This window comes from Pseudomonas sp. S1_E05 (assembly GCF_056337105.1).
This window is the reverse complement of the sequence record NZ_JBFRHM010000001.1, coordinates 422515-448355: the sequence shown is the minus strand read 5'-3', so window position 1 is coordinate 448355 and position 25841 is coordinate 422515. Positions and strand designations below refer to the sequence as shown.

The window sequence follows — 25841 nt, the reverse complement described above, 5'->3', positions numbered from 1 at the left end:
CGGCATGCCTTTGCCACTGCACGGTCGCAGCCTGATGGCCGGCTGCGCCCAGGGCCCGCTTCTGTTCGCTGATGTGGGCTTGAGCTTCTGGGGCGGGGTCGACCCCTTCAGCGGTGAGGTCATCGACCGTCACCATCCGCTCAGCGGTGAACAGTTGAGCGGTCGGGTGCTGGCCATTCCCAGCGGACGTGGCTCGTGCACCGGCAGCAGCGTGATGATGGAACTGATCAGCAACGGTCATGCGCCGGCCGCGCTGGTGTTGGCCGAAGCCGATGAGATCCTGACCCTGGGTGTGCTGGTGGCACAGGCGATTTTCGGGCGTTCCCTGCCGGTGCTGTGCATCGGCCGGGAAGCCTTCGCCACCTTGCGCGGCAAGGCCTTTGCCCGTATCGAAAACACCGGGCTGAGCCTGTTCGACCAGGCGCCCGCCGATGCCTGGCAAGCGCTCGGCACGCCACTGCAAACCCATGAAAGCGGCGGCCACATCGAGCTCAGTGAGCTCGATCATGCCCTGCTCGATGGCAAGCACGGCAAAGCTGCGCAGATGGCCATGCAGATCGTCTTGCGCATGGCCGAACTGCAAGGCGCACCACGCTTGCTGGACGTGACCCAGGCGCACATCGACGGCTGCATCTACACGGGCCCGGCAAGCCTGCGTTTTGCCGAACAACTGGTGCAGTGGGGCGCGAAGGTTCGTGTACCCACCACCCTCAATTCAATCTCCGTGGACCAGCGCCGCTGGCGCGAGCTGGGTATCGAGCCTGCATTGGGCGAACCCGCCAACGCCCTGGGTGATGCCTACATGGCGATGGGCGCCAGCCTGAGTTTCACCTGTGCCCCGTACTTGCTCGACAGTGCCCCCAAGGCCGGCGAGCAGATCGTCTGGGCCGAATCCAACGCGGTGGTCTACGCCAACAGCGTGCTCGGCGCGCGCACCCTCAAGTACCCGGACTACCTGGACATCTGCATTGCCCTGACCGGCCGTGCCCCCATGATCGGCTGCCACCTGGACGCGCCACGCAAGGCGCAACTGCTGATCGAACTGCCGCCGTTGACTGAACTCGACGACGCGTTCTACCCCTTGCTCGGCTACCACGTCGGCGCCCTTGCCGGCACCCGGATTCCGCTGGTGCTGGGCCTCGAACAACAGGCGCCAGACCTCGATGACCTGAAAGCCTTCGGCGCGGCATTCGCCACCACGTCCGCTGCGCCGATGTTCCATATCGCGGGAGTCACCCCCGAAGCCTTGGATCCAACGCAGGTGCTGGACGGCGACACCGCGCTGCCCGAGGAACAGATCCAGTTGCAGGACCTGTTGCGCAGCTGGCGTGAACTCAACAGTGCCACGAATGCGCACGTGGACATTGTGTCCCTGGGCAACCCGCATTTCTCGCTCAGCGAGTTCGCCCACCTGGCGCGCCTGTGCAGTGGCAAAAGCAAACACGCCACAACAGTGCTGGCGATTACCTGCGGTCGTGCCGTGCTGGAACAGGCCCGCGCCGCCGGCCACATCGACGAGATTGAACGCTTTGGCGCCACCCTGGTAACCGACACCTGCTGGTGCATGCTCGGCGAGCCGGTGATCCCGCCAGGCGCCACCACCCTGATGACCAACTCGGGCAAATTCGCCCATTACGCACCGGGCCTGGTAGGGCGCACGGTGCATTTCGCCAACCTCGCCGAATGCGTCGAAGCCGCTCGCACTGGCACTGCAAGCGGACGACTGCCCACCTGGCTGCAACCTGCCCTGCCGACGGAGACCCCTGCGCATGTTTGACTATACCTTCCAATGGCGCGCGGCCCTGCGCGCCCTGCCGGACATGCTCGCCGGCGCCTGGGTCACGTTCGAGACCGCGGCGTTGTCGATGATCTTCGGCGTGCTGATCGCCCTGGCCCTGACGGTCATGCGCGAGACCAAACAACCGCTGCTGCGCGCCATCGGCAACGGCTGGGTGTCGATCGCCCGTAACACCCCGTCGCTGTTCCAGATCTACATCCTGTATTTCGGCCTCGGCTCCATGGGCCTGCACGTCAGTTCGTGGATCGCCCTGCTGGCGGGGATCACCTTCAACAACGCCGGTTATCTCGCGGAAAACTTTCGCGGCGGACTCAAGGCCGTGCCCGGCACGCAGGTGCGCGCCGCCCGTTCACTGGGCATGAGCGCCTTCCAGGCGTACCGGCTGATCATCGTCCCGCAACTGTTGCGGATCGTGTTCTACCCGTTGAGCAACCAGATGGTCTGGGCGGTACTGATGACTTCGCTGGGGGTGATCGTCGGACTCAACAACGACCTGACCGGCGTGACCCAGGACTACAACGTCAAGACCTTCCGCACCTTCGAATATTTCGCCATCGCGGCGGTGCTGTATTACCTGATCGCGAAGGCGATTGTCGCGACAGCCCGGCTGATGGCCTGGCGGTTGTTCCGTTACTGAGGACGTGACCATGCTATCAACCAGTTTTACCTGGAACGATCTGTTGTTCCTGCTCGACGGCGCCTGGGTCACGCTGCAACTGACCTGCTGGGCGATTTTGCTGGGCACCTTCGCAGGGCTTGTTTTCGGTTTGCTGCGCGCCCTGCTGCCACGGGCCACCCTGCCCCTGGCCTGGGTGCTGGACGTGTTTCGCAGCGTGCCGTTGTTGATCCAGTTCGTGCTGTTCAACTCGCTCAAGAGCATCGCCGGCCTGAACATCAGCGCCTTCTCCGTGGGCTGCATCGTACTGGGTGTCTACGCGGCCGCGTACTTCACCGAGATCGTGCGCGGTGGCGTGCTGGCGGTGCCGCTGACCTTGCGCCGGGCCAGCCGTTCGCTGGGCATGAGTTTCTTCCAGGACCTGCGCTTTGTCGTGCTGCCGATTGCCACGCGGGTCGCCTTCCCTGGCTGGCTCAACCTGGTGCTGGGCGTGATGAAAGACACCGCGCTGGTGATGTGGATCGGCATCGTCGAATTGCTGCGCGCCTCCCAAACCATCGTGACCCGCATCCAGGAACCGCTGCTGGTGCTGTGCATCGCGGGCCTCATTTACTACGTCATGAGCCTGGTGGTCGCACGCCTCGGCGCTCGTCTGGAAACAAGGTGGCAAGAAAATGATTGAGATCGAAAACGTACACAAATCCTTTGGCGACCTCGACGTGGTCAAGGGGGTCAGCCTGACCGTCAACAAGGGCGAAGTGGTTTCGATCATCGGCGGCTCGGGCTCGGGCAAATCGACCCTGCTGATGTGCATCAACGGCCTGGAACCGATCCAGAAAGGCAGCATCCGCGTCGACGGCATCGAGGTTCACGACCGTGCCACCGACCTCAATCGACTGCGGCAGAAGATCGGTATCGTGTTCCAGCAGTGGAATGCCTTCCCGCACCTGACCGTCCTGGAAAACGTGATGCTGGCGCCGCGCAAGGTGCTGGGCAAGAGCAAGGCCGAAGCCGAGGCGCTGGCCGTACAGCAACTGACCCACGTGGGCCTGGGCGACAAGCTCAAGGTGTTCCCCGGCAAGCTGTCGGGCGGCCAGCAACAGCGCATGGCCATCGCCCGCGCCCTGGCCATGTCGCCGGACTACATGCTGTTCGACGAAGCCACCTCAGCCCTCGACCCGCAACTGGTGGGCGAAGTGCTGGACACCATGCGCATGCTCGCCGAGGACGGCATGACCATGGTGCTGGTGACCCACGAGATCCGCTTCGCCCGCGACGTGTCCGACCGCGTGGCGTTCTTCCGCAATGGCCTGGTGCATGAGATCGGCTCGCCGGACCAGGTGATCGGCAATCCGGTGCATGCCGAGACGGCGGCGTTTCTCAAGTCGGTGAAATAGGCGGTGGCCCCATCGTCGGAACGCCGCCCGGACCAAGCCCGCTCCTACAGGGTTAGCGGCGTCCCCCCTGTAGGAGCGGGCTTGCCCGCGATGAGGCCCGAACAGACACAACAAGGAGCAAATAATGCGCTCATCAAAAGTCATCCACGTCGTCAGCTGCCACGCCGAAGGTGAAGTCGGCGACGTGATCGTCGGCGGCGTCGCCCCGCCACCCGGTGCGACGGTGTGGGAACAATCCCGCTGGATCGCCCGGGATGAAACCCTGCGCAACTTCGTGCTCAACGAACCCCGTGGCGGCGTGTTTCGTCACGTCAACCTGCTGGTGCCAGCCAAGGACCCACGGGCGCAGATGGCCTGGATCATCATGGAACCGGCCGACACGCCGCCCATGTCCGGTTCCAATTCCCTGTGTGTGGCCACCGTGCTCCTCGACACCGGCATCCTGCCGATGACCGAACCGCAAACCCGCCTGGTGCTCGAAGCCCCCGGCGGCCTGATCGAAGCCGTGGCCGACTGCCGTGACGGCAAGGTCGAGCGTGTTGAGGTGAAGAATGTGCCGTCCTTCGCCGACCGCCTCGACGCGTGGATCGAAGTCGAAGGGCTGGGTTCGCTCAAGGTCGACACCGCCTATGGCGGCGACAGTTTCGTGATCGCCGATGCCCAGGGCCTGGGCTTTGCCATCCGCCCCGATGAAGCCGCCGACCTGGTGGCGGTCGGGCTGAAAATCACCCGCGCTGCCAACGAGCAACTGGGCTTCACTCATCCGTTGAACCCGGAGTGGTCGCACATTTCCTTCTGCCAGATTGCCGCCCCCGTGGTCATGGAAAACGACATCGCCACCGGCGCCAATGCGGTGGTGATCCAACCGGGCAAGATCGACCGCTCGCCCACCGGCACCGGTTGCTCCGCACGCATGGCGGTGTTGCAGGCCAAGGGCCTGATGCAGGTGGGCGAGCGTTTCATCGGTCGCTCGATCATCGGCTCCGAGTTCCACTGCCGCATCGACTCACTGACTGAAGTGGCCGGCCGCCCTGCTATCTACCCGTGCATTTCCGGGCGGGCCTGGGTCACGGGCACCCACCAACTGCTGCTCGATCCGAGCGATCCATGGCCACAAGGCTATCGACTGTCGGACACCTGGCCGGGCGCCTGACCGCTAGCGCGCTCGACACCCGGACCAACGGCGAAGAAAAAGCCTGCAAAAAGCGAAATAGCACTAGCCGAGCATTGTCATTTTAAATATCGTATACGAAATACAATAAACAACCCCGGAGGCAACAATGAGCAAGCGCATTAACTGGAGTGGTGTTTTCCCCGCAGTGACCACCCAATTCAACGATGACTTCACCATCAACCTGGAAAAGACCCACGAAGTGATTTCCAACGTCATTCGTGACGGCGTGTCGGGCCTGGTGGTGTGTGGTTCGGTGGGCGAGAACACCTCGCTGACCGCCGAAGAAAAAATCGCCGTGACCGAAGTCGCGGTCGACGCCTCCCGTGGCCGTGTACCGGTCATCTGTGGCGTGGCCGAGTTCACCAGCGTGCAAGCGGCGAAAGTGGCCAACTCGGTGCGCAAGGTGGGCGTCGATGGCGTGATGCTGATGCCGGCGTTGGTCTACGGTTCCAAGCCGTTCGAGACCGCCGAGCACTACCGCTACGTGGCGAAAAACGCCGACGTGCCGTTGATGGTCTACAACAACCCGCCGATCTACAAAAACGACGTGACCCCGGACATCCTGATTTCCCTGGCCGACTGCGACAACGTGGTGTGCTTCAAGGATTCCTCGGGCGACACCCGCCGTTTCATCGACGTGCGCAATGAAGTGGGCGACCGTTTTGTGTTGTTCGCCGGCCTCGACGACGTGGTCCTGGAAAGCATTGCCGTGGGCGCCGAGGGCTGGGTCTCGGGCATGTCCAACGTATTCCCGAAAGAAGGCGAAACCATCTTCCGCCTGGCCAAGGCCGGTCGTTTTGCCGAAGCCATGCCGATCTACGAATGGCTGATGCCGATCCTGCACCTGGACGCCCGTGCCGACCTGGTCCAGTGCATCAAGCTGTGCGAAGCCATCGCCGGTCGCGGCAGCGCGCTGACCCGTCCACCGCGCCTGGCCCTGCCGGAAGCCGATCGCGTGTTCGTCGAGCAGATCATGGCCAAGGCCCTGGCCAACCGTCCGCACCTGCCCGACGTCGGCCTCTGAGTGATTGCCGGGCGGGTCCTCGCGGACCCGGCCCGGTTGCCTGTTTTTTTTGCGCCACTACAGGAAACGCGAGCATGTCCAACACTCAACACGCAACCACACCGGCCGGCCTCAAGCGCGTCGTGGCCGCCGCCATGGCCGGCACCGTCGCCGAATGGTATGAATTCTTTCTGTATGGCACTGCCTCGGCGCTGGTCTTCGGCCAGTTGTTCTTCCGCCAGACCGGCAACGCCATCGACGGCATCATCGCCGCCTTCGCCCTCTATGCCGTCGGCTTTCTCGCCCGCCCATTGGGCGGCCTTGTGTTCGGTCACTATGGTGACAAATTCGGGCGCAAGCGCCTGCTTCAACTGAGCCTGGTGGTCGTCGGTATCACCACCTTCCTGATGGGTTGCCTGCCCGGCTTCAACGAAATCGGCTACGCCGCACCCGTGCTGCTGGTGCTGCTGCGCCTGATCCAGGGTTTCGCCTTCGGCGGCGAATGGGGCGGCGCAATCCTGCTGGTGTCCGAACACTGTCCGGACAATCGCCGGGGCTTCTGGGCCAGTTGGCCGCAGGCGGGTGTGCCGGCGGGCAACCTGCTGGCGACCGTTGCCTTGCTGGCGTTGTCGTCGAGTCTCTCGGAGGAACAATTCCTTGCCTGGGGCTGGCGTGTGGCGTTCTGGCTGTCGGCCGTGGTCGTGCTGATCGGCTACTGGATTCGAACCAGCGTCGATGACGCACCGATTTTCAAGGAGGCCCAGGCCAAACAGGCACAGACCAAACAGCAGCAACTGGGGGTGGTGGAAGTGCTGCGCCATCACTGGCGCTCGGTGTTGGTCGGCATCGGCGCGCGATTCGCCGAGAACATTCTTTACTACACCGTCGTGACGTTCTCGATCACCTACCTGAAACTGGTGGTGCACAAGGACACCACGCAAATCCTGCTCCTGATGTTCGGCGCGCACCTGCTGCACTTCTTCCTGATTCCGCTGATGGGTTACCTGTCCGATCTGGTCGGGCGCAAACCGGTGTACCTGACCGGCGCGGTGCTCACGGCGTTCTGGGGTTTCGTCGGTTTCCCGATGATGGACACCGGCAACAACTGGCTGATCATGGCCGCCATCACGCTCGGCCTGGCCATCGAATCGATGACCTATGCGCCCTACTCGGCCTTGATGGCGGAGATGTTCCCGACCCACGTGCGCTACACCGCGTTGTCGCTGTGTTACCAGGTGGCGCCGATTTTCGCCGGCTCACTGGCCCCGCTGATCGCCATCACCCTGCTCAACAAGTACCAGAGTTCGACACCCATCGCGCTCTATCTGGTGGCCGCAGCGCTGATCTCCATCGTTGCAGTTGGCCTGACCCGGGAAACCCGTGGCAAGTCGCTGCACCTGGTCGACAGCGAGGCCGCCGCCCGTGTCGCCGCCACGGTGAAGGTCGAAGCGGCGGGCACCCGCCGCAGCGACTCGCTGGCCTGACGTGACGCCCCTGCCGGAGGCGCCTTCGCGTCTCCGGCAGGACACGCCACATTTCCAACAGGAGTTTTCATGTCCGAGATCATCGGCCACAACTACATCGGTGGCGCGCGCAGCGCTACCGGCGCCATCACCGTGCACAGCCACGATGCCGTCACGGGTGAAGCGCTGCCCTTTACCTTCACTCAGGCGACTGCGGCAGAAGTCGATGCTGCAGCCCAAGCCGCCGCAACCGCTTACCCGACCTTTCGTGGCCTTTCGGCCAGCCGCCGTGCCAAATTCCTCGAAGCCATCGCCACGCAACTCGAAGCGTTGGACGACGACTTCGTCACGCTGGTGACCCGCGAGACCGCACTGCCCACCGCCCGCATCCAGGGCGAGCGCCTGCGCACCAGCAACCAGATGCGCCTGTTCGCTCAGGTACTGCGCCGTGGTGATTTTTACGCGGCGCGTATCGACCGCGCACTGCCCGAGCGCCAGCCGCTGCCACGTGTGGACCTGCGCCAATATCGGATCGGCGTCGGCCCGGTGGCGGTGTTCGGCGCCAGCAACTTCCCACTGGCCTTCTCCACCGCCGGCGGCGATACCGCTGCCGCACTGGCTGCCGGTTGCCCGGTGGTGTTCAAGGCCCACAGCGGGCACATGGCGACCGCCGAGCGGGTGGCGGACGCCATCCTCCGCGCCGCCGAGCAGACCGGCATGCCCAAGGGCGTGTTCAACATGATCTACGGCGCCGGCGTTGGTGAAGCACTGGTCAAGCATCCGGCGATCCAGGCGGTGGGTTTCACCGGGTCGCTCAAGGGGGGCGCGCATTGTGCGACATGGCCGCCGCACGAGCGCAACCCATCCCGGTGTTCGCAGAGATGAGCAGCATCAATCCGGTGGTGATCCTGCCCGACGCGTTGCAGGCAAGGGGCGAGAAAATTGCCAACGAACTGGCCGCCTCGGTGGTGCAGGGCTGTGGTCAGTTCTGTACCAACCCGGGCCTGGTGATCGGTATCCGTTCCCCGGCCTTCAGTGCATTTACCGCCTCGCTGACCGGGCTGATGGCCGGGCAACCCGCGCAAACCATGCTTAACCACGGGACGCTGAACAGCTACGCCAAGGGCGTACAGACCTTGCTCGCACAACCGGGCATCGAACATCTGGCCGGACGTGAACAACAAGGCAGACAGGCACATCCACAACTGTTCAAGGCAGACGTCAGCCTGTTGCTCGAAGGCAACCCGTTGTTGCAGGAAGAAGTGTTTGGCCCGACGACGGTGCTGGTGGAGGTCGCTGACGATGCCCAGTTGCAACAGGCACTACGCAGCCTCAACGGGCAACTCACGGCCACCTTGATTGCCGAGGACGGCGACCTGCAACAGCACGCCGCGTTGCTGCCGTTGCTGGAGCAAAAGGTCGGTCGGGTGCTGCTCAACGGTTACCCCACCGGCGTCGAAGTCTGCGACGCCATGGTGCATGGCGGCCCCTACCCGGCCACGTCCGACGCCCGTGGCACGTCCGTGGGCAGCCTGGCCATCGAACGCTTCCTGCGCCCGGTTTGCTACCAGAACTGCCCCGACGCGCTGCTGCCCGAGCCACTGAAAAACGCCAACCCGCTGGGCATCGCACGACTGGTGGACGGTACAAGCACGCGCGACGCGCTGTAAAAAAAGCGCCACCGATGGTTCGGTGGCGCTTTGCCGTTATCCCAGCAGTGCCTTCAGATCGTTGTACAACCCCTCTGGAATCTGCACGCCCTCCTCCAGGCTGCGCGCCCGCGCCTCATAGCGTCGCTGCGACGGCAAGCGGGCGCCCTGCCCCTGAATGCTCTCGAACAACACCTCGGCACGCGCCAGGTGCTGCTCACTGGTGCCGCCGAGGAAACGTTGCGGATCGAAGGCGATGATCAGTTCACCATGATAAGGCGACGACTTGCTGCCCGCGTCATAGGCCAGGGACTCGGCGCTGGTGAGGTCACCGATCAAGGGACCTGCGATCAGCTCGACCATCGCCGCCAGCGCCGAGCCCTTATGCCCACCGAAAGTCAACATCGCGCCGGCATCGAGCACCACGTTGGCATCGGTGCTTGGCTGTCCTTGCCCATCCACACCCCAGCCTTCAGGGATGGCCTTGCCCGCGCGGCGATGCAGTTCGATGTCACCGCGAGCAATCGCACTGGTGGCGAAGTCGAACACAAAGGGATCCTTGCCCGGACGCGGCCAGCCGAAGGCAATGGGGTTGGTGCCAAACACCGGTTGATGCCCACCCGCTGGCGCGACCCAGGCATGGCTGGGATTACAGGCCAGCGCCACGAGGCCGGCGGCGGTCAGTTGCTCGATTTCGACCCACAACGCCGAGAAGTGCACACAATGGTTGATCGCCAGAGCGGCAATGCCGTTGGCCCGGGTCTTCTCCATCAACGATGCAAGCCCTGCCTGAAACGCCAGTTGCGAAAAACCACCGGCGGCATCGACCCGCACAATCGAAGGCGCCTGATCGATCACCTGCGGCTCGGCATCGGCCGACACCTTTCCGGCCCTGAGCGAATTCACACAACCCAACACCCGGTACAAGCCATGGGAAGCGCAGCCATCACGCTCACCGGCAATCACCGTGGCGGTCACAGCCTGGGCGTGGGCCAGGTTGAAACCGTTATGCAACAAGATCGATTCGGCCAGCTCGCGAGCCTCGGCCAGGGTCAGTCGGATCATAATCCACTCCTTGAACAGACCGATCAGCCTGGCGCAGATGCACCGCAAAGGCTTGATCGGTTTAGCCAGGGGGAATGACGAATTCGGCACATCCGACATCCATGGCGATTGAACCACCGCATTCGCGAGCAAGCCCGCTCCCACAAAGGCCGCGGATGACCCTGTAGGAGCGAGCATGCTCGCGATGGTGGTCGGAACACTGCGGGGTGTCAGGCTGCCAGCGTTATCGTTGACGACCATCGCGAGCATGCTCGCTCCTACAGAGGGATATGTTTAGCCTGCAGGGACGAGGTTATCCAGCGCCCGATTCACCGCCAGGTCCGCCAGCATGATGATCTGTTGGATGCCCAACAACATGCTGCGCTGCGGCCCGTCCACGAATACCGCAAGATCACCGGCCAGGATGCTCGCCGAGACCAGGGATTCGCAAGCACTGGCCAGCAGGGTTTCGGTGTCGATGTCCGGGGCAATCTGGAACAGGGTGCTGGGGGTGTGGGGGGATGCGGATTTCAGCAGCGCTGGGTCGAAACCGAGGTCGTCTACAGGATCTGTGCGCGGGGATGATTCGGGGGGATTTGGGGTTGGTTTTGGCATGGAAGTCTCCTATGAATTTTCTTCGCCACCATGACCTATCGCTAAACAAGTAAGGGTGGCAGCTATGCGCGGGTTAGCGATCCGGGACATAGGAATCCCGGGTAGACCCGAAGGTCTCCCACGCACAGCCGCCATAACACGCCATCGCAGACACAAAAGTCTGTGAGTGTTAGGAGCGGTGTGATGCCTATGTGGAGTCGGATCGCTAAACCCGATCGCTGAATTGGCAGCGATACGCAGACATTAGGGACCAGAGCCAAGCCACACAAGCCGGCGGATTCTGGCGGAGTTGTAGGTAAAGGCGCAAGACAAGGCAAATTCGGAACGTTCTGACAGAACCGCCCCCTGTAGGAGCGAGCTTGCTCGCGATGGTGGTCGGAACACCGCGGGGTGTCAGGCTGCCAGCGTTATCGTTGACGACCATCGCGAGCATGCTCGCTCCTACAGGGACAGCGCCAGCCAAACCAAACCAAACCACGAGGTCGAGCGTTAGCTCGCCTCGCAGGCTTTTGATCCACCCGCCCCTTCGGCAGGCTGAGTGGAGGCATTCATCCGGGGAGTGGGCGCGTAGCGCCGTGCGGCGAAGCCGCACACATCGAGAGGAGGTGCAGCGAAGCAAACCGGAGGCGATGTCCCCGGAGGGATGCCGGAGCGAAGGAACCACGAGCCTCAGCGAGAGGCCGTACGCTGGGGCCAGCGTTTTTTTGCTTACTTTTTTTTGGCGCTTGTAAAAAAAGTGAGTCGCCGTAAGGGCGAAACCATAGGCGGCCGTTACCGCAGGAATGGATATGTACGCCGTAAGGCCGCCATCGCGAGCAAGCTCGCTCCTACAGAAAGACAACAAAAAAACCAAAAAAACACCGCCTTCATTTCCCCCCTGCCCGTTGTTTTGCCGTAGCCTCGAACTCACACGGGTTCCAGACCCCAAACCTGCACAAGGCTGTCGACTGTTTTTCCATGCGCAAACTTCTGTACCTGACCTTCTCCATGGCGTTGATCGCCGCCCTGACCACCTACGCCATGTGGGCCGCCGATCGACCGGCGGGGCATTACCTGTCGGACCTGCGGATCAACCTCGCCGTCGACCAGGGCACGCCAGCCGATCGCGGCAACCTGTTGGGCATCCAGCCCGAGCTGTTCCCCACCGACTATCAAAGCCCCGACCGCCTGCGCCGCAAGCTGGCCGCCTATCTTCAAAATGCCCAGAACCAGGGCCTGGTCAACGAAAAGACCATCGTCGTACTGCCCGAGCACATCGGCACCTGGCTGATGATCAGCGGTGAAAAGGACGAGCTGTACCAAGCTAATACCATCAGGGAAGCCATGAACTGGCTGGCGGTAAGCAACCCCGTGCACTTCCTGCGCGCCCTGATAAGCGCCACCGGCGACAATCGCCTGGACGATGCGCACCTGCGCATGAAAGCCAAAGAGATGGCCAGGGACTACCAGACGCTGTTCGGTGGCCTGGCGAAAGAGTTTCGGGTGACGCTGGTCGCCGGCTCCATCGTGCTGCCCGAACCGAGCGTCATCGACGGCATCCTGAAGGTCGGCCACGGTGCGCTGTACAACAGCAGCGTCGTGTTCGGTCGCGACGGCCTGCCGATTGGCCAGCCGCAGCGCCAGATGCATCCGGTCTTCAACCGGCAGGATGTATTACAGGCCAACGGCGGTGAGTCGCTCACCGTCGTCGACACCCCGGCCGGACGCCTCGGCGTGCTGATCGGCCGTGATAGCTGGTATCCGGACAACTATCGCCTGCTCGACGATCAGGGCGCGCAACTGGTGGCCGTCCCGGCATTCGTCAACGGTCGCAATACGTGGGACCAGCCTTGGCAAGGCTACAAGGGACAGACGCCCACGGTCGTCAGCCTCAAGGTCGGTGAAATCAGTGAAGGCCAAGCCTGGCAACGCCTGACGCTGACAGCGCAACCACCCGCCAGCCAAGCCATCGCCGGCATCAGCGTTTTCCTGCGTGGCCAGTTCTGGGATCAGGGCAGCGCCGGACAAAGTTTCCTCACCCGTGACGGGCAGCATTTCGCCAGCGATCCGGTGCGTGGCGCCCGCTTGCTGAACCTGTGGTTGTAACCGATGAAACCCTCGCCGATGCGCCTGGGCGATCTGTCGGTGGGCTTTGTTCACAGCCTGGCCGATGCGGTACGCAGCCATGGCAATGACCCGCAGCCCTTGCTCGAACAATACGGCCTCGACTCGGCCCGACTGGGTGAGGCCTGCGGTCGCTTGTCGATCCCACGCTATATGCGCCTGGGACACAGCGCGATTCAACTGACAGACAACCCCGCGCTGGGTTTGCGCATGGGCCAGCTCAGCCGCCTGAACCAGGTCGGCCTGGCCGGGGTTACCGCCGCGCAGGCGCCGACAGTGCGGGAAGCGGCGCGCTGCCTGACGCGCTTCGAAGCCCTGTACGGCTCCAACTATCGTGGCCAGTCGAGCTTTCATGAAGACGCCCAGGGCGCCTGGCTGCGGTTTTACTCCATCAGCCCGTACAACGCCTACAACCGCTTCGTGGTGGATTCGATCATCGCTGGCTGGCTGCAGCAATTGTCCAGCGTCAGCGCAACCTCACTGCGTGCCGAGCGCATCGACATCGAGTTCGAGGCACCGGCCTATCGTGAAGCCTATGGGGAAATGGGCGACTGCCCGATTCAGTTCGCAGCCGAGCACAACCAGCTTCGCCTGAGCCTGGCCAGCCTCGCCCTGCGCAACCCGGTGCATTGCCCGAGCACGTGGCGGCACCTGCTGCAACTGTGTGAACGGGAACTGGAGCAACTGACACGTACCCGCAGCCTGCGTGAACGCATCATTGCGTTGCTGGGGCCGTTGCTCAATGGTGGTCGGGAACCCGACCTCGAAGAAGTGGCGGCACGCCTGAAACTGCCGACCTGGACCTTGCGCCGCCGCTTGGCCGAGGAAGGTACGCAATTTCGCGCAATCCTCAACGACACCCGTCGCGACCTGGCCATGACTTACATACGCGATACCGAACTGGCGTTCGGTGAAATTGCCTACCTGCTGGGCTTTGCCTCAGCCGAGGCCTTTCAACGCGCATTCAAACGCTGGAGCGGTCAGACACCCGGCGAATTTCGCCGCAGCCGCAGAGGGACAGTTTGAAGCTGCGAGCCTCAGGCTTACAGCTCGGTAGCATCTTCCGCAGGCTCAACGGGGTCGAGTTCAAAGGCCTGGAACTCGAGCAACTCTTCCTGATATTCGTCCATGGTGCTTCCTCTTCTTAAGTGGTCTGGATAACTGACCTGCCACTTGAGCCTAAAGTGCCAACGTGAAAGAAAAATGACGCACCCACGACAGCTCGTCGCTACTGAATAAAACGTAGCAGCGGGTCAGGAATTTATCACGGGATTTTTTGCTTCGTGACGCACGCCCCCTCCCTTGTAGGAGCGAGCTTGCTCGCGATGGACGCTCAGACAACGCGGGGTGTCAGTTGCCCAACGTCATCGTTGACGACCATCGCGAGTAAACTCGCTCCTACAGGGGGGGCGAGCGGCGGATTAGAGGGCCGGAATCGGCTCGCTCGGCGGTGGCAGGTCCGACGCTGGCGGTGGCGTGATGGTCTCGGTCTGCGGTGCCGGTTCGGCACTTGGCGTCGGGGCCACAGGGGCAGGCTCAGGCGGCGCAGCCACCGGTTGCGAGGCGGCAGGCTCGGGGGTGGGGGTCGGCTCGGCAGCAGGCGCAGGTTGCGGCGTTGCCGGCGCGGCTGGCGGCACCGGGGCCTCAGGCACGCCCAGGTCGGTTTTTGGTTTCTCTTCGATGTGCGCCGCTTTCTTCGCTTCCGGCGGCAGGAACAGCTCGACCAGGGCAAAGAAACGTTCGTAGAACTTGGCCGATGAGACCGTCTCACTGGCCACCTTGACCATGGAGTCATCCGAGGAGCCAATCGGCATCGATACGGAGCCCAGCACGCCCACGCCGACACTGGCGGAGTTGCTGCTCTTCTTCAGCGCATAACTGTCCTGAAGCGCGTTGGCGAACACGGTCGCATGATGCCCTTCGCTGCCGTCATCGGCGCAAACCACACTGAAGCTGATCTCCATGTGCGTCTCGCCGGTCTGCTGGAAGCTCTTGTGACCGGAAATCAGTTTTGGATCGCTGCTGGTGATGATGTAACCCTGGCTGAGCAACGCACGACGGGCGGCTTCACAGCTTTGTTTGTCGGTCACCGGGTAATTGCGCGAAAAGGTTCCGGAGTCGTCAAAGTTCTCATGCTCATAGATCGCGGCTTTCTTCGACGAGCAACCGGCTGCGGCGGCCAGCACCAACGCCAGCCCGACAACCCGTGCGGGAGATGATTTAAACATTGAGCATCCTGATGAAAACGGTTCGGCGCGTATTGTGCAACATAACGTTGCTTAGCGTGGCATCGATTAGTGTCTTGAAACATTTACAAGTGTACTGACTGCGATTTACCGGAAAAAGTCGTTCGACGAATATTTCAGGTGACAGACAGCATCAGTGAATTTTCGAGCGCCCATAAAAAACCCCGACCTTTCGGTCGGGGTTTTCATACCGCGCGAAACTCAACCAGGCGTCAGTAGCGTTGGATGTCCGCTTCGGCTTCCAGTTGCTTGCGATACGCCGCGAAGTCCTGCTGACCGATGCGCGAAGCAAGGAAGCGACGGTATTGCGTCTTCTCTTCTTCGCTAGGCGCGGCGGCTTCATTGACACCGTTCAGGCGCACGATTACCAGGCTGCCATCCGCCAGGGTCACGCTGGAGAACGTCGGCTTGTCTTTGCTGGCCGGTTTCGGCATGCGGAACAACGCTTGCAATACCGTCGGGTCAATTCCTTCCTGAGCCCGAGTGGCTGCGGCCGTCACTTTCCAGCTCTGGCCGTCGATGGCCTTGTCCAGTGGCGCCTTGCCGTCGCGCAGATCGGCGATCAGCTTTTCAGCCTTGGTCTTGGCGGCAGCGCTGGCGTGCTCTTTGGTCAACTGGCTGCGGATCGCAGCAGACACGCTTTCCAGAGGCAATTGCGACGGTTTCAGGTGTTCCTTGGCGCGCAACACGATCACGGTTTCCGGATCGAGTTCGATGGCGGTGCTGTTGGCACCCTCATCCAGCACTTCAGGACTGAAAGCAGCCGTCAACACGGCACGGTTGGCGGCAATACCTTCGCCCCCTTCCCGGCCAAATGGCTTGGAGGTGTGTACGGTCAGTTTCAGGTCCTGCGCCGGCTGGGCGAGGTCTGAGGACTCGAACGACGAATCTTCCAGCTGCTTGGTCGCCTCGACGAAACGCTGTTCGACCTGTTGGGTTTTCAGCTCACGGGTCAGCTTGTCTTTCAGGCTGGCGAAGGTCGGTACTTCCGGTGCTTCGACACCCAGCAGCTTGATCAGGTGAAAACCGAAATCGGTACGCACCGGCGCGGACACCTGGTCCTTGGCCAGCGCATACAGCGCGGTTTCGAACGCTGGATCGTAGACGCCCGGGCCGGCAAAGCCGAGGTCGCCGCCGTTGTTGGCCGAGCCTGGGTCCTGGGAGAATTCCTTGGCCAGGGCCTCGAACTTCTCGCCTTTGGCCAGACGTGCCTGGATGTCTTCGATCTTGGCCTTGGCTTGCGCCTCGGTCATTTTGTCGTTCACTTCGATCAGAATGTGCGCAGCCCGACGTTGTTCGGACAGGTTGGCAATTTCTTTTTGATACGCCGCTTGCAGGTCTTCGTCCTTGACGGCGACCTGATCGAAGAAGGACGACTTCTTCAATTCGATGTAATCGATGACCACCTGATCCGGGGTCATAAATTCCTTGGCGTGCTCGTCGTAGTAAGCCTTGACCTCATCATCGGTCAGCTTCACGGCAGCCGGATCAGCCTTGACGTCCAGGGAAGCGAAGTCGCGGGTCTGCTTTTCCAGGCGGGCGAAAGCCAACACCTGGGCGTCGGTAACGAAACCGCTGCCTGCCAGGCCTGCTCGCAGCTGGCCGATCAGCATTTCCTGGGCCAGCATCTGGCGGAACTGCATGCGGCTGTAGCCGAGTTGACGGATGACCTGGTCGAAACGCTCAGGACTGAACTTGCCGTCCACCTGGAATTCAGGCGTCTGCAGAATCACTTGGTCCAACGCGCCTTCGGAGAAAGCAAACTTGGATTTTTCTGCGCCTTGCAGCAGCAACTTGCGATCGATCAGGCCTTTGAGGGCCGATTCGCGCAGCATTTTTTCGTCGAGCAAGGACGCATCGAAATCCTTGCCCAGCTGTTGCATGAGCTGACGGCGTTGCATATCGACCGCCTGGCTCAGCTCGTTCTGGCTGATTTCGTCGCCGTTGACCTTGGCCGCATCATTCTTGTGCGTCGTAGCCTGAAAAATCGCGTCGAAACCGGTCAGGGCCATCAGTACAACGATGACCCCGATAATGGTCTTGGCAATCCAGCCTTGTGAATTGTCCCTGATATTTTGCAGCATGCGTCCCCCAGAAACGGTTGAACTTCAAAAATTTAGGCAACCGTGGAGTGTGGGTAGAATCCGGATAGAAGAAAGGCGCATCCGAGGATGCGCCTTCTCGTAACTGGCGGAGCGGACCAAGAATTCGAATTTGCGACCCTTGGTGTCTCGGACCGGCAATTTGCCGGTTGGCCTACCGCCCCGCTACCAGATCAGGCATGACCCCGACCCGGACAGGTAAAAACCTGAATCAAACTTAGTTGACAGCTTCTTTCAGCGCTTTACCGGCTTTGAAACCTGGCTTTTTAGCGGCTGCGATTTGCAGTTGCTTGCCGGTCTGTGGGTTACGACCCACGCGAGCTGGACGATCAGTCACGGAGAAAGTACCGAAGCCAACCAGAACAACGGAGTCGCCAGCCTTGAGAGCGCCAGTGACGGATTCGATTACAGCGTCCAGCGCACGGCCAGCAGCAGCTTTCGGGATATCAGCGGATGCAGCGATAGCATCAATCAGTTCCGACTTGTTCACTCTAAAGTCCCCTTATATCTATTTGAGTATGATTCTAAGTTTTTTGGTGAAAGCAAAAACGAGTGCTGAATGGCCTACAGACACTATAAGAGCCGCTTTATAACAAGGGCTCTAAAAAGCTGTCAACAAGCCCCCCAGGCAAATGCGTATTAATGCGTGCTAATTCTTTCCTTAGAGTCAGACTCGCGTTTTTCGTCCTTCGCGACTATCTCCGGAGCTACATCGGGCAAGGGCTCCGGCGCGTATTGCAGCGCAATTTGCAGGACCTCGTCAATCCATTTAACCGGTTTAATCTGCAGATCCTGCTTGATATTGTCCGGAATTTCCTTGAGATCACGCACATTCTCTTCAGGAATGATCACGGTCTTGATACCACCACGGTGAGCCGCAAGCAGTTTTTCTTTCAGACCGCCAATCGCCAATACCTGACCCCGCAAAGTAATTTCGCCGGTCATTGCGACATCTGCGCGCACCGGAATGCCGGTCAACGCCGAGACAAGGGCCGTGCACATGCCCACACCGGCGCTTGGGCCGTCCTTCGGAGTTGCCCCTTCCGGCATGTGGATATGCGTGTCGCGCTTCTCATGGAAGTCCAGGGGGATCCCCAGGCTCTTCGCACGGCTGCGGACAACGGTCTGGGCTGCAGTGATCGATTCGACCATCACGTCACCCAACGAACCAGTCTTGATCAGTTGGCCTTTGCCTGGAACGACGGCGGCCTCGATGGTCAGCAATTCGCCGCCCACCTGGGTCCATGCCAGCCCGGTCACCTGACCGATCTGGTCCTGGGATTCAGCCAGGCCATAGCGGAATTTGCGCACGCCCAGGAAGTCTTCGAGCATCGACGCGGCCACCTTCACCGAGAAGCGTTTTTCGAGTGCATGCTCTTTGACCGCCTTGCGGCAGACCTTGGCAATCTGGCGCTCCAGTCCACGTACACCGGCTTCGCGGGTGTAGTAGCGGATGATGTCACGGATCGCCTCTTCCTCGAATTCCAGCTCGCCTTTTTTCAGGCCGTTAGCCGCGATCTGCTTGGGCGAAAGGTATTTGACGGCAATGTTGATTTTCTCGTCTTCGGTGTAGCCCGGCAGACGAATGACTTCCATCCGGTCGAGCAGCGCCGGTGGAATGTTCATGGAGTTGGAGGTGCACAGGAACATCACATCCGACAGGTCGTAGTCGACTTCCAGATAGTGATCGTTGAAGTTGTGGTTCTGCTCGGGGTCGAGCACTTCCAGCAACGCCGACGCCGGATCGCCGCGCATGTCGCTGCCCATTTTGTCGATTTCATCGAGCAGAAACAGCGGGTTGCGCACACCCACTTTTGTCATCTTTTGAATCAATCTTCCTGGCATCGAACCGATGTACGTGCGGCGATGACCACGGATTTCAGCCTCATCACGCACGCCACCCAAGGCCATGCGCACAAACTTGCGGTTGGTAGCGTGTGCAATCGACTCGGCCAGGGACGTTTTACCCACCCCAGGAGGACCGACCAGGCACAACACCGGACCACGAATCTTCTTCACGCGTTTCTGCACGGCGAGGTATTCAAGGATGCGTTCCTTGACCTCTTCCAGGCCGTAGTGATCGGCGTCGAGGATGTCCTCTGCACGCGCCAGGTCAAGGCGCACCTTGCTCTGGGCCTTCCACGGCACCTGCACCAGCCAGTCGATGTACGAACGCACCACGGTGGCTTCTGCGGACATCGGAGACATCTGCTTGAGCTTGTTCAGCTCACCCTGGGCCTTGGCCAGCGCGTCTTTGGGCAGGCCAGCCGCATCGATGCGCTTTTTCAGGTCTTCGATTTCATTGTGACCTTCGTCACTGTCGCCCAGCTCTTTCTGAATGGCCTTCATCTGCTCATTCAGGTAGTACTCGCGCTGGCTGCGCTCCATTTGTTTCTTGACGCGACCACGAATGCGTTTTTCGACTTGCAGCAGGTCGATCTCGGCATCCAGCAGCGCCAGGACGTGCTCGACCCGCGCCGACAAATCGATGATCTCGAGGATTTCCTGCTTCTGCTCGATCTTCAGGGCCATGTGGGCGGCCATGGTGTCGACCAGGCGACCGGGCTCATCGATGCTGTTGAGCGACGACAGGACTTCAGCCGGGACTTTCTTGCCCAACTGCACATACTGCTCGAATTGAGACAGCAAGCTGCGCACGAACACTTCCGACTCACGCTCAGGTGCGTCGACTTCTTCGATCAACGAGACTTCGGCGCGGCAGTGGCCGTCAACTTCGCTGAAGCGCTCCACGGTGCCACGCTGCTCACCCTCAACCAAAACCTTGACGGTGCCATCTGGCAGCTTCAGCAGTTGCAGGACGGTGGCAATGGTACCTACGCGATAAAGTGCATCTTCACCCGGATCGTCGTCAGCAGGGTTTCTCTGGGCCAGCAGAAGGATCTGCTTGTCACCCGTCATCGCCGCTTCAAGGGCTTCAATTGACTTCTCGCGCCCCACGAACAGCGGGATAACCATGTGCGGATAAACCACGACATCACGCAATGGCAAGAGAGGCAATTCGATGGTCGTCTTCATGATTTCGCCTCGACGGCGGCCACAAGGCCGTAAACAGATGGAATTGAGCTTGAAACCAAGATGGGGGCTGCCTGCAAAAAAAACAAGCGCAAAGAGATGGTTAAAACGCGGAAAAAGCAAAGGGGCCCGAAGGCCCCTTCCCTGTTCCAGCTGCGGGACGCTTAGGCGTCTGGCGCGGCCTTGGCAGTCGGCTCACTGTTTTCGTAGATATACAGTGGCTTGGACTTGCCTTCTATGACGCTTTCATCGATCACCACTTTACTCACCTCGGACTGCGAGGGGATTTCATACATGGTGTCGAGCAATACACCTTCAAGAATCGATCGCAGGCCACGGGCACCGGTCTTGCGTTCCAGGGCGCGCTTGGCAACCGATTTCAGTGCGTCGGCCCGGAATTCCAGGTCCACGCCTTCCATCTCGAACAGCTTGGCGTACTGCTTGGTCAGAGCGTTTTTCGGCTCGGTGAGGATCTGCATCAATGCAGCCTCGTCAAGCTCGTCCAGCGTGGCGAGAACCGGCAGACGACCGACGAATTCCGGGATCAGACCGAACTTGACCAGATCGTCAGGCTCGACTTCACGCAGGGCTTCGCCCACCTTCTTGCCTTCTTCCTTGCTGCGAACTTCTGCGTTAAAGCCGATGCCACCTTTGGTGGAACGGTTTTGGATGACTTTCTCGAGGCCCGAGAATGCACCACCGCAGATGAACAGGATGTTACGGGTGTCGACCTGAAGGAATTCCTGCTGCGGATGCTTGCGACCACCCTGGGGCGGAACGGAAGCGACCGTACCTTCGATCAACTTGAGCAGGGCCTGCTGCACGCCTTCACCGGAAACGTCCCGGGTGATCGACGGGTTGTCGGACTTGCGCGAGATCTTGTCGATCTCGTCGATGTAGACAATGCCCATCTGGGCCTTTTCCACGTCGTAGTCGCACTTCTGCAGCAGCTTCTGAATGATGTTCTCGACATCCTCACCCACGTAACCCGCCTCGGTGAGGGTGGTTGCATCGGCGATGGTGAACGGAACGTTCAGCAAGCGGGCCAGTGTTTCGGCAAGCAGGGTTTTACCCGAGCCTGTCGGGCCGATCAGCAAGATGTTGCTCTTGCCGAGTTCGACGTCGTCATTCTTTTTGTCACGCTGATTGAGGCGCTTGTAGTGGTTGTACACCGCTACGGCCAGAATCTTCTTCGCGCGTTCCTGACCAATGACATATTGATCAAGAATGCCGCTGATTTCTTTAGGCGAAGGCAATTTATGCGCGCTGCTTTCGGCCTGTGCTTCCTGCACCTCCTCACGGATGATGTCATTGCACAGGTCGACGCACTCGTCGCAGATAAAGACCGAGGGGCCGGCAATCAACTTGCGTACTTCATGCTGGCTTTTGCCACAGAAGGAGCAATAGAGCAGCTTGCCGTTGTCCTCGCCGTTGCGGGTGTCAGTCATTCGTTCGATCCAAATCCGATAGGCTTGCAACACAAGATGAAGGCTATTGCGGGCTTTTTCAAGCCCGCCGATGATCGAACACGCCGACCACGCCCTGTTTTGTGCCGCTTATTTTACGCTGGGCGTTGGGTGATCACTTCATCGATCAGACCGTATTCACGCGCTGCTTCTGCACTCATGAAGTTGTCGCGGTTGGTGTCGCGCTCGATTTCTTCGAGGGTACGCCCGCTGTGCTGAGCCATCAGCTTGTTCAAACGCTCGCGAATGAACAGGATTTCCTTGGCATGGATCTCGATGTCCGAGGCCTGGCCCTGGAAACCGCCCAGTGGCTGGTGAATCATCACGCGCGAGTTCGGCAGGCAGTAACGCTTGCCTGGAGCACCTGCGGTCAGCAGGAATGCGCCCATGCTGCACGCCTGGCCGATGCAGGTGGTGGAGACGTTGGGTTTGATGAATTGCATGGTGTCGTAGATCGACATGCCCGCTGTCACCGAACCGCCCGGCGAGTTGATATACAGATGGATGTCCTTGTCCGGGTTTTCCGCTTCAAGGAACAGCAATTGCGCACAGATCAGGTTGGCCATGTAGTCCTCTACAGGACCTACCAGAAAGATCACGCGCTCCTTGAGAAGACGCGAATAAATATCATAGGCGCGCTCGCCACGAGCAGATTGCTCGACAACCATCGGGACCAGGCCGCCTGCGGCCTGGACATCAGAGTTCTGCTGAATATAAGAATTACGGAACATGCTCTGCAGTCACTCCCAAAATAGTTATGTCTTGAAAACGCATAAGCCAGCACGAATGCTGGCTTATGGTGTACGTCTTAACGCAGGAACGATCAGTCGGCTTGTGGAGCTTCTACCGGCTTGACTGCTTCTTCGTAAGAGACCGATTTATCGGTCACGCTAGCTTTCTGCAGAACAGTATCCACAACTTGCTCTTCCAGCACAACAGAACGGACTTCGTTCAGTTGCTGGTCGTTCTTGTAGTACCAGGACACCACTTGCTCAGGCTCCTGATAGGCCGAAGCCATTTCCTGAATCATGTCGCGAACGCGTGCTTCGTCAGGCTTGAGCTCGTACTGCTTGACCACTTCGGCCACGATCAGACCCAGGACAACGCGACGCTTGGCTTGCTCTTCGAACAGCTCGGCCGGCAGTTGGTCAGGCTTGATGTTGCCGCCGAACTGCTGGACGGCCTGCACGCGCAGACGGTCAACTTCGTTGGACAGCAGGGCCTTTGGCACTTCGATCGGGTTGGTGGCCAGCAGACCATCCATGACCTGGTTCTTGACCTTCGACTTGATGGCCTGACGCAGTTCACGCTCCATGTTCTTGCGAACTTCGGCGCGGAAGCCTTCCAGACCCGTTTCCTTGATGCCGAATTGAGCGAAGAACTCTTCGTTCAGCTCTGGCAGGGTTGGCGCGGAAACGGTGTTCACGGTAACGGTGAACTCGGCAGTCTTGCCGGCCAGGTCGAGGTTCTGGTAGTCCTCAGGGAAGGTCAGGTTCAGGACGCGCTCTTCGCCGGCTTTAGCGCCAACCAGACCGTCTTCGAAACCCGGGATCATGCGGCCGGAACCCAGCACCAGCTGAGTACCCTTGGCGGAACCGCCAGCGAACACTTCACCGTCGACCTTGCCAACGAAATCGATGTTGAGCTGGTCATCGTTCTGGGCGGCGCGATCGGCCACTTCGAAACGGGTGTTCTGCTTGCGCAGCACGTCCAGCATCTTGTCCAGGTCGGCGTCAGCCACATCAGCGCTCAGGCGCTCGACGGCGATACCTTCGAAACCGGCAACGGTAAACTCAGGGAACACTTCGAATACGGCAACGTATTCCAGGTCCTTGCCTGCTTCCAGGGATTTTGGCTCGATCGACGGCGAACCCGCCGGGTTCAGCTTCTGCTCAACCACGGCTTCGTAGAAGGAAGCCTGGATCACGTCACCCACAGCTTCCTGACGCGCATCAGCACCGAAACGGCGCTTGATTTCGCTCATTGGCACTTTGCCTGGACGGAAGCCGGCAATCTTGGCCTTTTGGGCAGTCTGCTGCAGACGCTTGTTTACCTGAGTCTCGATGCGCTCAGCCGGCACGGTGATGCTCATGCGGCGCTCAAGAGCAGAAGTATTTTCAACAGAAACTTGCATGGATATTCCTCGTTGCACAGACGTTAGCCGGCCGTTACCGACCCAAGAATCAAGGGCATGCATTCTAGAGGGTCAAACTCAAGAAGTCACCCTACTGAAAAGGGGTAAAAAAACGGCAGGCATTTTAGAGGAGCGAAGGCACCCATGCGCCCCGCTCCGACAGCCAATACAGTCGATCACGCCAAGGCTCTGCATCAACCCTTCTATATATAGAAGAGCTCGCGACCCTACACCCCGGCGGCCGCTGCGCAAACAGCAGCGGCGAGCAGTGCGGCATCATCGGGTAACATTTATACGACGAAACGCCCTGCGCTTTTCAGACTGCCAAAACTAAAAAAGGCGCCAGACTGTTAAATCTGGCGCCTTTCGAAATATGGGGTGGACGATGGGGATCGAACCCACGACAACGGGAGTCACAATCCCGTGCTCTACCAACTGAGCTACGCCCACCATATTGCAGTGCAAGGAAACCAAACGGCCTCTTTGCTTGACTCCAGCCCGGCCTGCGACCCGAATGAAGCTTGTTTGGTGCGGATGAAGAGACTCGAACTCTTACGCCTCGCGGCGCTGGAACCTAAATCCAGTGTGTCTACCAATTCCACCACATCCGCGGATGAAGCTGTTAAAGCAAAGGCGCCAGACTGTTAATCTGGCGCCTTTCGAAATATGGGGTGGACGATGGGGATCGAACCCACGACAACGGGAGTCACAATCCCGTGCTCTACCAACTGAGCTACGCCCACCATATCGCGCTACTTGTGCCAATGCTGCCTAATGGCGCACCCGGCAGGACTCGAACCTGCGACCATCCGCTTAGAAGGCGGATGCTCTATCCAGCTGAGCTACGGGCGCCTTATTAATCTGTACTCTTGGAGGACTACAAACTAAGTGCTTTTCAGCCTCGCAAAACCGTAATTTCGCTCGACCTTCTTAACCAGTGCTAGGCTGTGCCCGACAAGTGCGACGAATAGTATAGAGCGCCCCCAAGGTCGTCAAATCCTTTTTATAAAAAATTCATTTAATTAAAGGGCTTAGGGGAATTTGCAGACCAAGCGCCTTTGCCCTCACCGAATGACATGCGAGAATGCATTCTCTTTTTTCCCCCTCTCGATGGTTAATCACGCGCAATGACTGCACAACTAATCGACGGCAAATCGATCGCCGCCAGCCTGCGCCAGCAGATCGCCCAACGCGTCAGCGAGCGCCGCCAGCAAGGCCTGCGCACTCCTGGCCTCGCGGTGATCCTGGTCGGCAGCGATCCAGCCTCTCAGGTTTATGTCTCGCACAAGCGTAAAGACTGTGAAGAGGTCGGCTTCATCTCCCAAGCCTACGACCTGCCTGCGCAAACCACTCAGCAAGCGCTGACCGATCTGATCGATCGCCTCAACGAAGACCCGGCAATCGACGGCGTCCTGCTGCAGTTGCCGCTGCCTGAACACCTGGACGCCTCCAAACTGCTGGAGCGTATCCGCCCGGACAAGGACGTCGACGGCTTCCACCCTTACAACGTCGGTCGCCTGGCCCAGCGAATTCCATTGCTGCGCCCCTGCACACCGAAAGGGATCATGGCGCTGCTGGAAAGCACCGGCGCGGACCTCTACGGAATGGATGCGGTCGTCGTCGGCGCGTCGAACATCGTCGGCCGCCCAATGGCCATGGAACTGCTGCTCGCCGGCTGTACCGTGACCGTTACCCACCGCTTCACCAAGGATTTGGCCGGCCATGTCGGCCGGGCCGACCTGGTGGTGGTGGCTGCCGGCAAGCCGGGCCTGGTCAAGGGTGAGTGGGTCAAGGAAGGCGCGATCGTGATCGACGTCGGGATCAACCGCCAGGACGACGGCAAGCTGGTCGGCGATGTTGTCTATGAAACCGCCCTGCCCCGCGCCGGCTGGATCACGCCCGTGCCGGGTGGCGTAGGCCCCATGACACGTGCCTGCCTGCTGGAAAACACCCTGTACGCCGCGGAAACCCTGCACGGCTGAGTGTTGCCATGCCTGC

Annotated in this window: 19 protein-coding genes, 4 tRNA genes and 1 pseudogene; 11 read left to right on the top strand and 13 right to left on the bottom strand. The window is 60.4% G+C overall.

The genetic code is table 11. The features are described from left to right. The first annotated feature begins 4 nt into the window (after positions 1-4). From lhpI to AB4N33_RS01850, 8 genes and pseudogenes are all read left to right on the top strand, one after another. Positions 5-1777 (top strand): cis-3-hydroxy-L-proline dehydratase, encoded by a 1773-nt coding sequence (lhpI, locus tag AB4N33_RS01885; RefSeq protein WP_476456278.1) that lies wholly within the window; start codon positions 5-7, stop codon positions 1775-1777. Then, positions 1770-2435: an amino acid ABC transporter permease gene (locus tag AB4N33_RS01880; protein ID WP_460122532.1), complete on the top strand. Its 666-nt coding sequence runs from the start codon at positions 1770-1772 to the stop codon at positions 2433-2435. The genes lhpI and AB4N33_RS01880 overlap by 8 nt, the downstream gene beginning before the upstream one ends. A gap of 10 nt (positions 2436-2445) precedes the next feature. Beyond that, positions 2446-3096, top strand: a complete 651-nt coding sequence (locus AB4N33_RS01875; protein ID WP_476456277.1) for an amino acid ABC transporter permease — start codon at positions 2446-2448, stop codon at positions 3094-3096. Continuing rightward, entirely contained in the window at positions 3089-3811 is a 723-nt protein-coding gene (locus AB4N33_RS01870; protein ID WP_460122528.1) for an amino acid ABC transporter ATP-binding protein, read from the top strand. Before AB4N33_RS01875 ends, AB4N33_RS01870 begins: the two co-directional genes overlap by 8 nt. A 124-nt stretch (positions 3812-3935) precedes the next feature. After that, positions 3936-4964 carry a trans-3-hydroxy-L-proline dehydratase gene (locus tag AB4N33_RS01865; RefSeq protein ID WP_476456276.1) on the top strand — a complete coding sequence of 343 codons (1029 nt, stop codon included), beginning with the start codon at positions 3936-3938 and terminating at the stop codon, positions 4962-4964. A gap of 127 nt (positions 4965-5091) precedes the next feature. After that, on the top strand, positions 5092-6009 hold the full coding sequence (locus AB4N33_RS01860; RefSeq protein ID WP_460122524.1) for a dihydrodipicolinate synthase family protein: 918 nt from the start codon (positions 5092-5094) through the stop codon (positions 6007-6009). Positions 6010-6083: 74 nt separating this feature from the next. Next, on the top strand, positions 6084-7472 hold the full coding sequence (gene abaF / locus AB4N33_RS01855; protein ID WP_476456275.1) for a fosfomycin efflux MFS transporter AbaF: 1389 nt from the start codon (positions 6084-6086) through the stop codon (positions 7470-7472). Positions 7473-7541: 69 nt separating this feature from the next. Then, a pseudogene (locus tag AB4N33_RS01850) lies at positions 7542-9121 on the top strand (aldehyde dehydrogenase (NADP(+))). Between the two features lie 36 nt (positions 9122-9157). Here AB4N33_RS01850 and AB4N33_RS01845 read toward each other — a convergent pair. Together AB4N33_RS01845 and AB4N33_RS01840 are read right to left on the bottom strand one after the other, a co-directional pair. Continuing rightward, positions 9158-10165, bottom strand: coding sequence for an Ldh family oxidoreductase (locus AB4N33_RS01845; protein ID WP_476458771.1), 1008 nt, complete (start codon positions 10163-10165; stop codon positions 9158-9160). A gap of 273 nt (positions 10166-10438) precedes the next feature. Continuing rightward, the gene (locus tag AB4N33_RS01840; protein WP_476456274.1) at positions 10439-10759 is read right to left on the bottom strand and encodes a DUF6124 family protein; all 321 of its coding nucleotides are present in this window, start codon (positions 10757-10759) and stop codon (positions 10439-10441) included. A gap of 957 nt (positions 10760-11716) precedes the next feature. On the opposite strand from AB4N33_RS01840, the gene AB4N33_RS01835 reads away from it, so the two are divergent. Both AB4N33_RS01835 and AB4N33_RS01830 read left to right on the top strand, forming a co-directional pair. Next, positions 11717-12844, top strand: a complete 1128-nt coding sequence (locus AB4N33_RS01835) for a carbon-nitrogen hydrolase family protein (RefSeq protein WP_476456273.1) — start codon at positions 11717-11719, stop codon at positions 12842-12844. Between the two features lie 3 nt (positions 12845-12847). Next, positions 12848-13888 carry an AraC family transcriptional regulator gene (locus AB4N33_RS01830; RefSeq protein WP_476456272.1) on the top strand — a complete coding sequence of 347 codons (1041 nt, stop codon included), beginning with the start codon at positions 12848-12850 and terminating at the stop codon, positions 13886-13888. 395 nt (positions 13889-14283) lie between these two features. On the opposite strand, the gene AB4N33_RS01825 is transcribed toward AB4N33_RS01830, so the two are convergent. The 11 genes from AB4N33_RS01825 to AB4N33_RS01775 all read right to left on the bottom strand — a co-directional run bounded on the left by AB4N33_RS01825 (position 14284) and on the right by AB4N33_RS01775 (position 24695). After that, positions 14284-15090 carry a DUF2242 domain-containing protein gene (locus AB4N33_RS01825; RefSeq protein WP_460141256.1) on the bottom strand — a complete coding sequence of 269 codons (807 nt, stop codon included), beginning with the start codon at positions 15088-15090 and terminating at the stop codon, positions 14284-14286. 230 nt (positions 15091-15320) lie between these two features. Beyond that, positions 15321-17192, bottom strand: a complete 1872-nt coding sequence (locus AB4N33_RS01820) for a SurA N-terminal domain-containing protein (RefSeq protein ID WP_476456271.1) — start codon at positions 17190-17192, stop codon at positions 15321-15323. A 235-nt stretch (positions 17193-17427) separates the two neighbouring features. Beyond that, positions 17428-17700, bottom strand: coding sequence for an HU family DNA-binding protein (locus AB4N33_RS01815; protein ID WP_460122508.1), 273 nt, complete (start codon positions 17698-17700; stop codon positions 17428-17430). A 149-nt stretch (positions 17701-17849) separates the two neighbouring features. Next, positions 17850-20246 (bottom strand): endopeptidase La, encoded by a 2397-nt coding sequence (lon, locus tag AB4N33_RS01810; RefSeq protein ID WP_460122507.1) that lies wholly within the window; start codon positions 20244-20246, stop codon positions 17850-17852. Between the two features lie 161 nt (positions 20247-20407). After that, positions 20408-21691, bottom strand: coding sequence for an ATP-dependent Clp protease ATP-binding subunit ClpX (clpX, locus tag AB4N33_RS01805; protein ID WP_460122505.1), 1284 nt, complete (start codon positions 21689-21691; stop codon positions 20408-20410). Between the two features lie 113 nt (positions 21692-21804). Then, positions 21805-22440: an ATP-dependent Clp endopeptidase proteolytic subunit ClpP gene (gene clpP / locus AB4N33_RS01800; RefSeq protein ID WP_460122503.1), complete on the bottom strand. Its 636-nt coding sequence runs from the start codon at positions 22438-22440 to the stop codon at positions 21805-21807. 92 nt (positions 22441-22532) lie between these two features. Further along, complete coding sequence (gene tig, locus AB4N33_RS01795; RefSeq protein ID WP_460122501.1) at positions 22533-23843, bottom strand: trigger factor; 1311 nt, start codon at positions 23841-23843, stop codon at positions 22533-22535. Between the two features lie 374 nt (positions 23844-24217). Then, positions 24218-24293 (bottom strand) — tRNA-His (locus tag AB4N33_RS01790). 76 nt (positions 24294-24369) lie between these two features. After that, a tRNA-Leu gene (locus tag AB4N33_RS01785) sits at positions 24370-24454 on the bottom strand. A gap of 56 nt (positions 24455-24510) precedes the next feature. Continuing rightward, positions 24511-24586, bottom strand: a tRNA-His gene (locus AB4N33_RS01780). Positions 24587-24618: 32 nt separating this feature from the next. Continuing rightward, positions 24619-24695: transfer RNA gene (locus AB4N33_RS01775), tRNA-Arg, on the bottom strand. A 275-nt stretch (positions 24696-24970) separates the two neighbouring features. On the opposite strand from AB4N33_RS01775, the gene folD reads away from it, so the two are divergent. After that, on the top strand, positions 24971-25825 hold the full coding sequence (gene folD / locus AB4N33_RS01770; protein ID WP_460122499.1) for a bifunctional methylenetetrahydrofolate dehydrogenase/methenyltetrahydrofolate cyclohydrolase FolD: 855 nt from the start codon (positions 24971-24973) through the stop codon (positions 25823-25825). The last annotated feature ends 16 nt before the right edge of the window (positions 25826-25841 follow it).

What these genes read in the sequence shown, in the direction of transcription:
- lhpI (WP_476456278.1), top strand. Translation starts at nt 5, where the DNA reads ATGCCTTTGCCACTGCACGGTCGCAGCCTGATGGCCGGCTGCGCCCAG.
- AB4N33_RS01825 (WP_460141256.1), bottom strand. Translation starts at nt 15,090, where the DNA reads ATGTTTAAATCATCTCCCGCACGGGTTGTCGGGCTGGCGTTGGTGCTG.
- AB4N33_RS01835 (WP_476456273.1), top strand. Translation starts at nt 11,717, where the DNA reads ATGCGCAAACTTCTGTACCTGACCTTCTCCATGGCGTTGATCGCCGCC.
- clpX (WP_460122505.1), bottom strand. Translation starts at nt 21,691, where the DNA reads ATGACTGACACCCGCAACGGCGAGGACAACGGCAAGCTGCTCTATTGC.
- folD (WP_460122499.1), top strand. Translation starts at nt 24,971, where the DNA reads ATGACTGCACAACTAATCGACGGCAAATCGATCGCCGCCAGCCTGCGC.
- lon (WP_460122507.1), bottom strand. Translation starts at nt 20,246, where the DNA reads ATGAAGACGACCATCGAATTGCCTCTCTTGCCATTGCGTGATGTCGTG.
- AB4N33_RS01870 (WP_460122528.1), top strand. Translation starts at nt 3,089, where the DNA reads ATGATTGAGATCGAAAACGTACACAAATCCTTTGGCGACCTCGACGTG.
- AB4N33_RS01875 (WP_476456277.1), top strand. Translation starts at nt 2,446, where the DNA reads ATGCTATCAACCAGTTTTACCTGGAACGATCTGTTGTTCCTGCTCGAC.
- abaF (WP_476456275.1), top strand. Translation starts at nt 6,084, where the DNA reads ATGTCCAACACTCAACACGCAACCACACCGGCCGGCCTCAAGCGCGTC.
- AB4N33_RS01830 (WP_476456272.1), top strand. Translation starts at nt 12,848, where the DNA reads ATGAAACCCTCGCCGATGCGCCTGGGCGATCTGTCGGTGGGCTTTGTT.
- AB4N33_RS01880 (WP_460122532.1), top strand. Translation starts at nt 1,770, where the DNA reads ATGTTTGACTATACCTTCCAATGGCGCGCGGCCCTGCGCGCCCTGCCG.
- AB4N33_RS01865 (WP_476456276.1), top strand. Translation starts at nt 3,936, where the DNA reads ATGCGCTCATCAAAAGTCATCCACGTCGTCAGCTGCCACGCCGAAGGT.
- AB4N33_RS01860 (WP_460122524.1), top strand. Translation starts at nt 5,092, where the DNA reads ATGAGCAAGCGCATTAACTGGAGTGGTGTTTTCCCCGCAGTGACCACC.
- AB4N33_RS01840 (WP_476456274.1), bottom strand. Translation starts at nt 10,759, where the DNA reads ATGCCAAAACCAACCCCAAATCCCCCCGAATCATCCCCGCGCACAGAT.
- AB4N33_RS01820 (WP_476456271.1), bottom strand. Translation starts at nt 17,192, where the DNA reads ATGCTGCAAAATATCAGGGACAATTCACAAGGCTGGATTGCCAAGACC.
- tig (WP_460122501.1), bottom strand. Translation starts at nt 23,843, where the DNA reads ATGCAAGTTTCTGTTGAAAATACTTCTGCTCTTGAGCGCCGCATGAGC.
- AB4N33_RS01845 (WP_476458771.1), bottom strand. Translation starts at nt 10,165, where the DNA reads ATGATCCGACTGACCCTGGCCGAGGCTCGCGAGCTGGCCGAATCGATC.
- clpP (WP_460122503.1), bottom strand. Translation starts at nt 22,440, where the DNA reads ATGTTCCGTAATTCTTATATTCAGCAGAACTCTGATGTCCAGGCCGCA.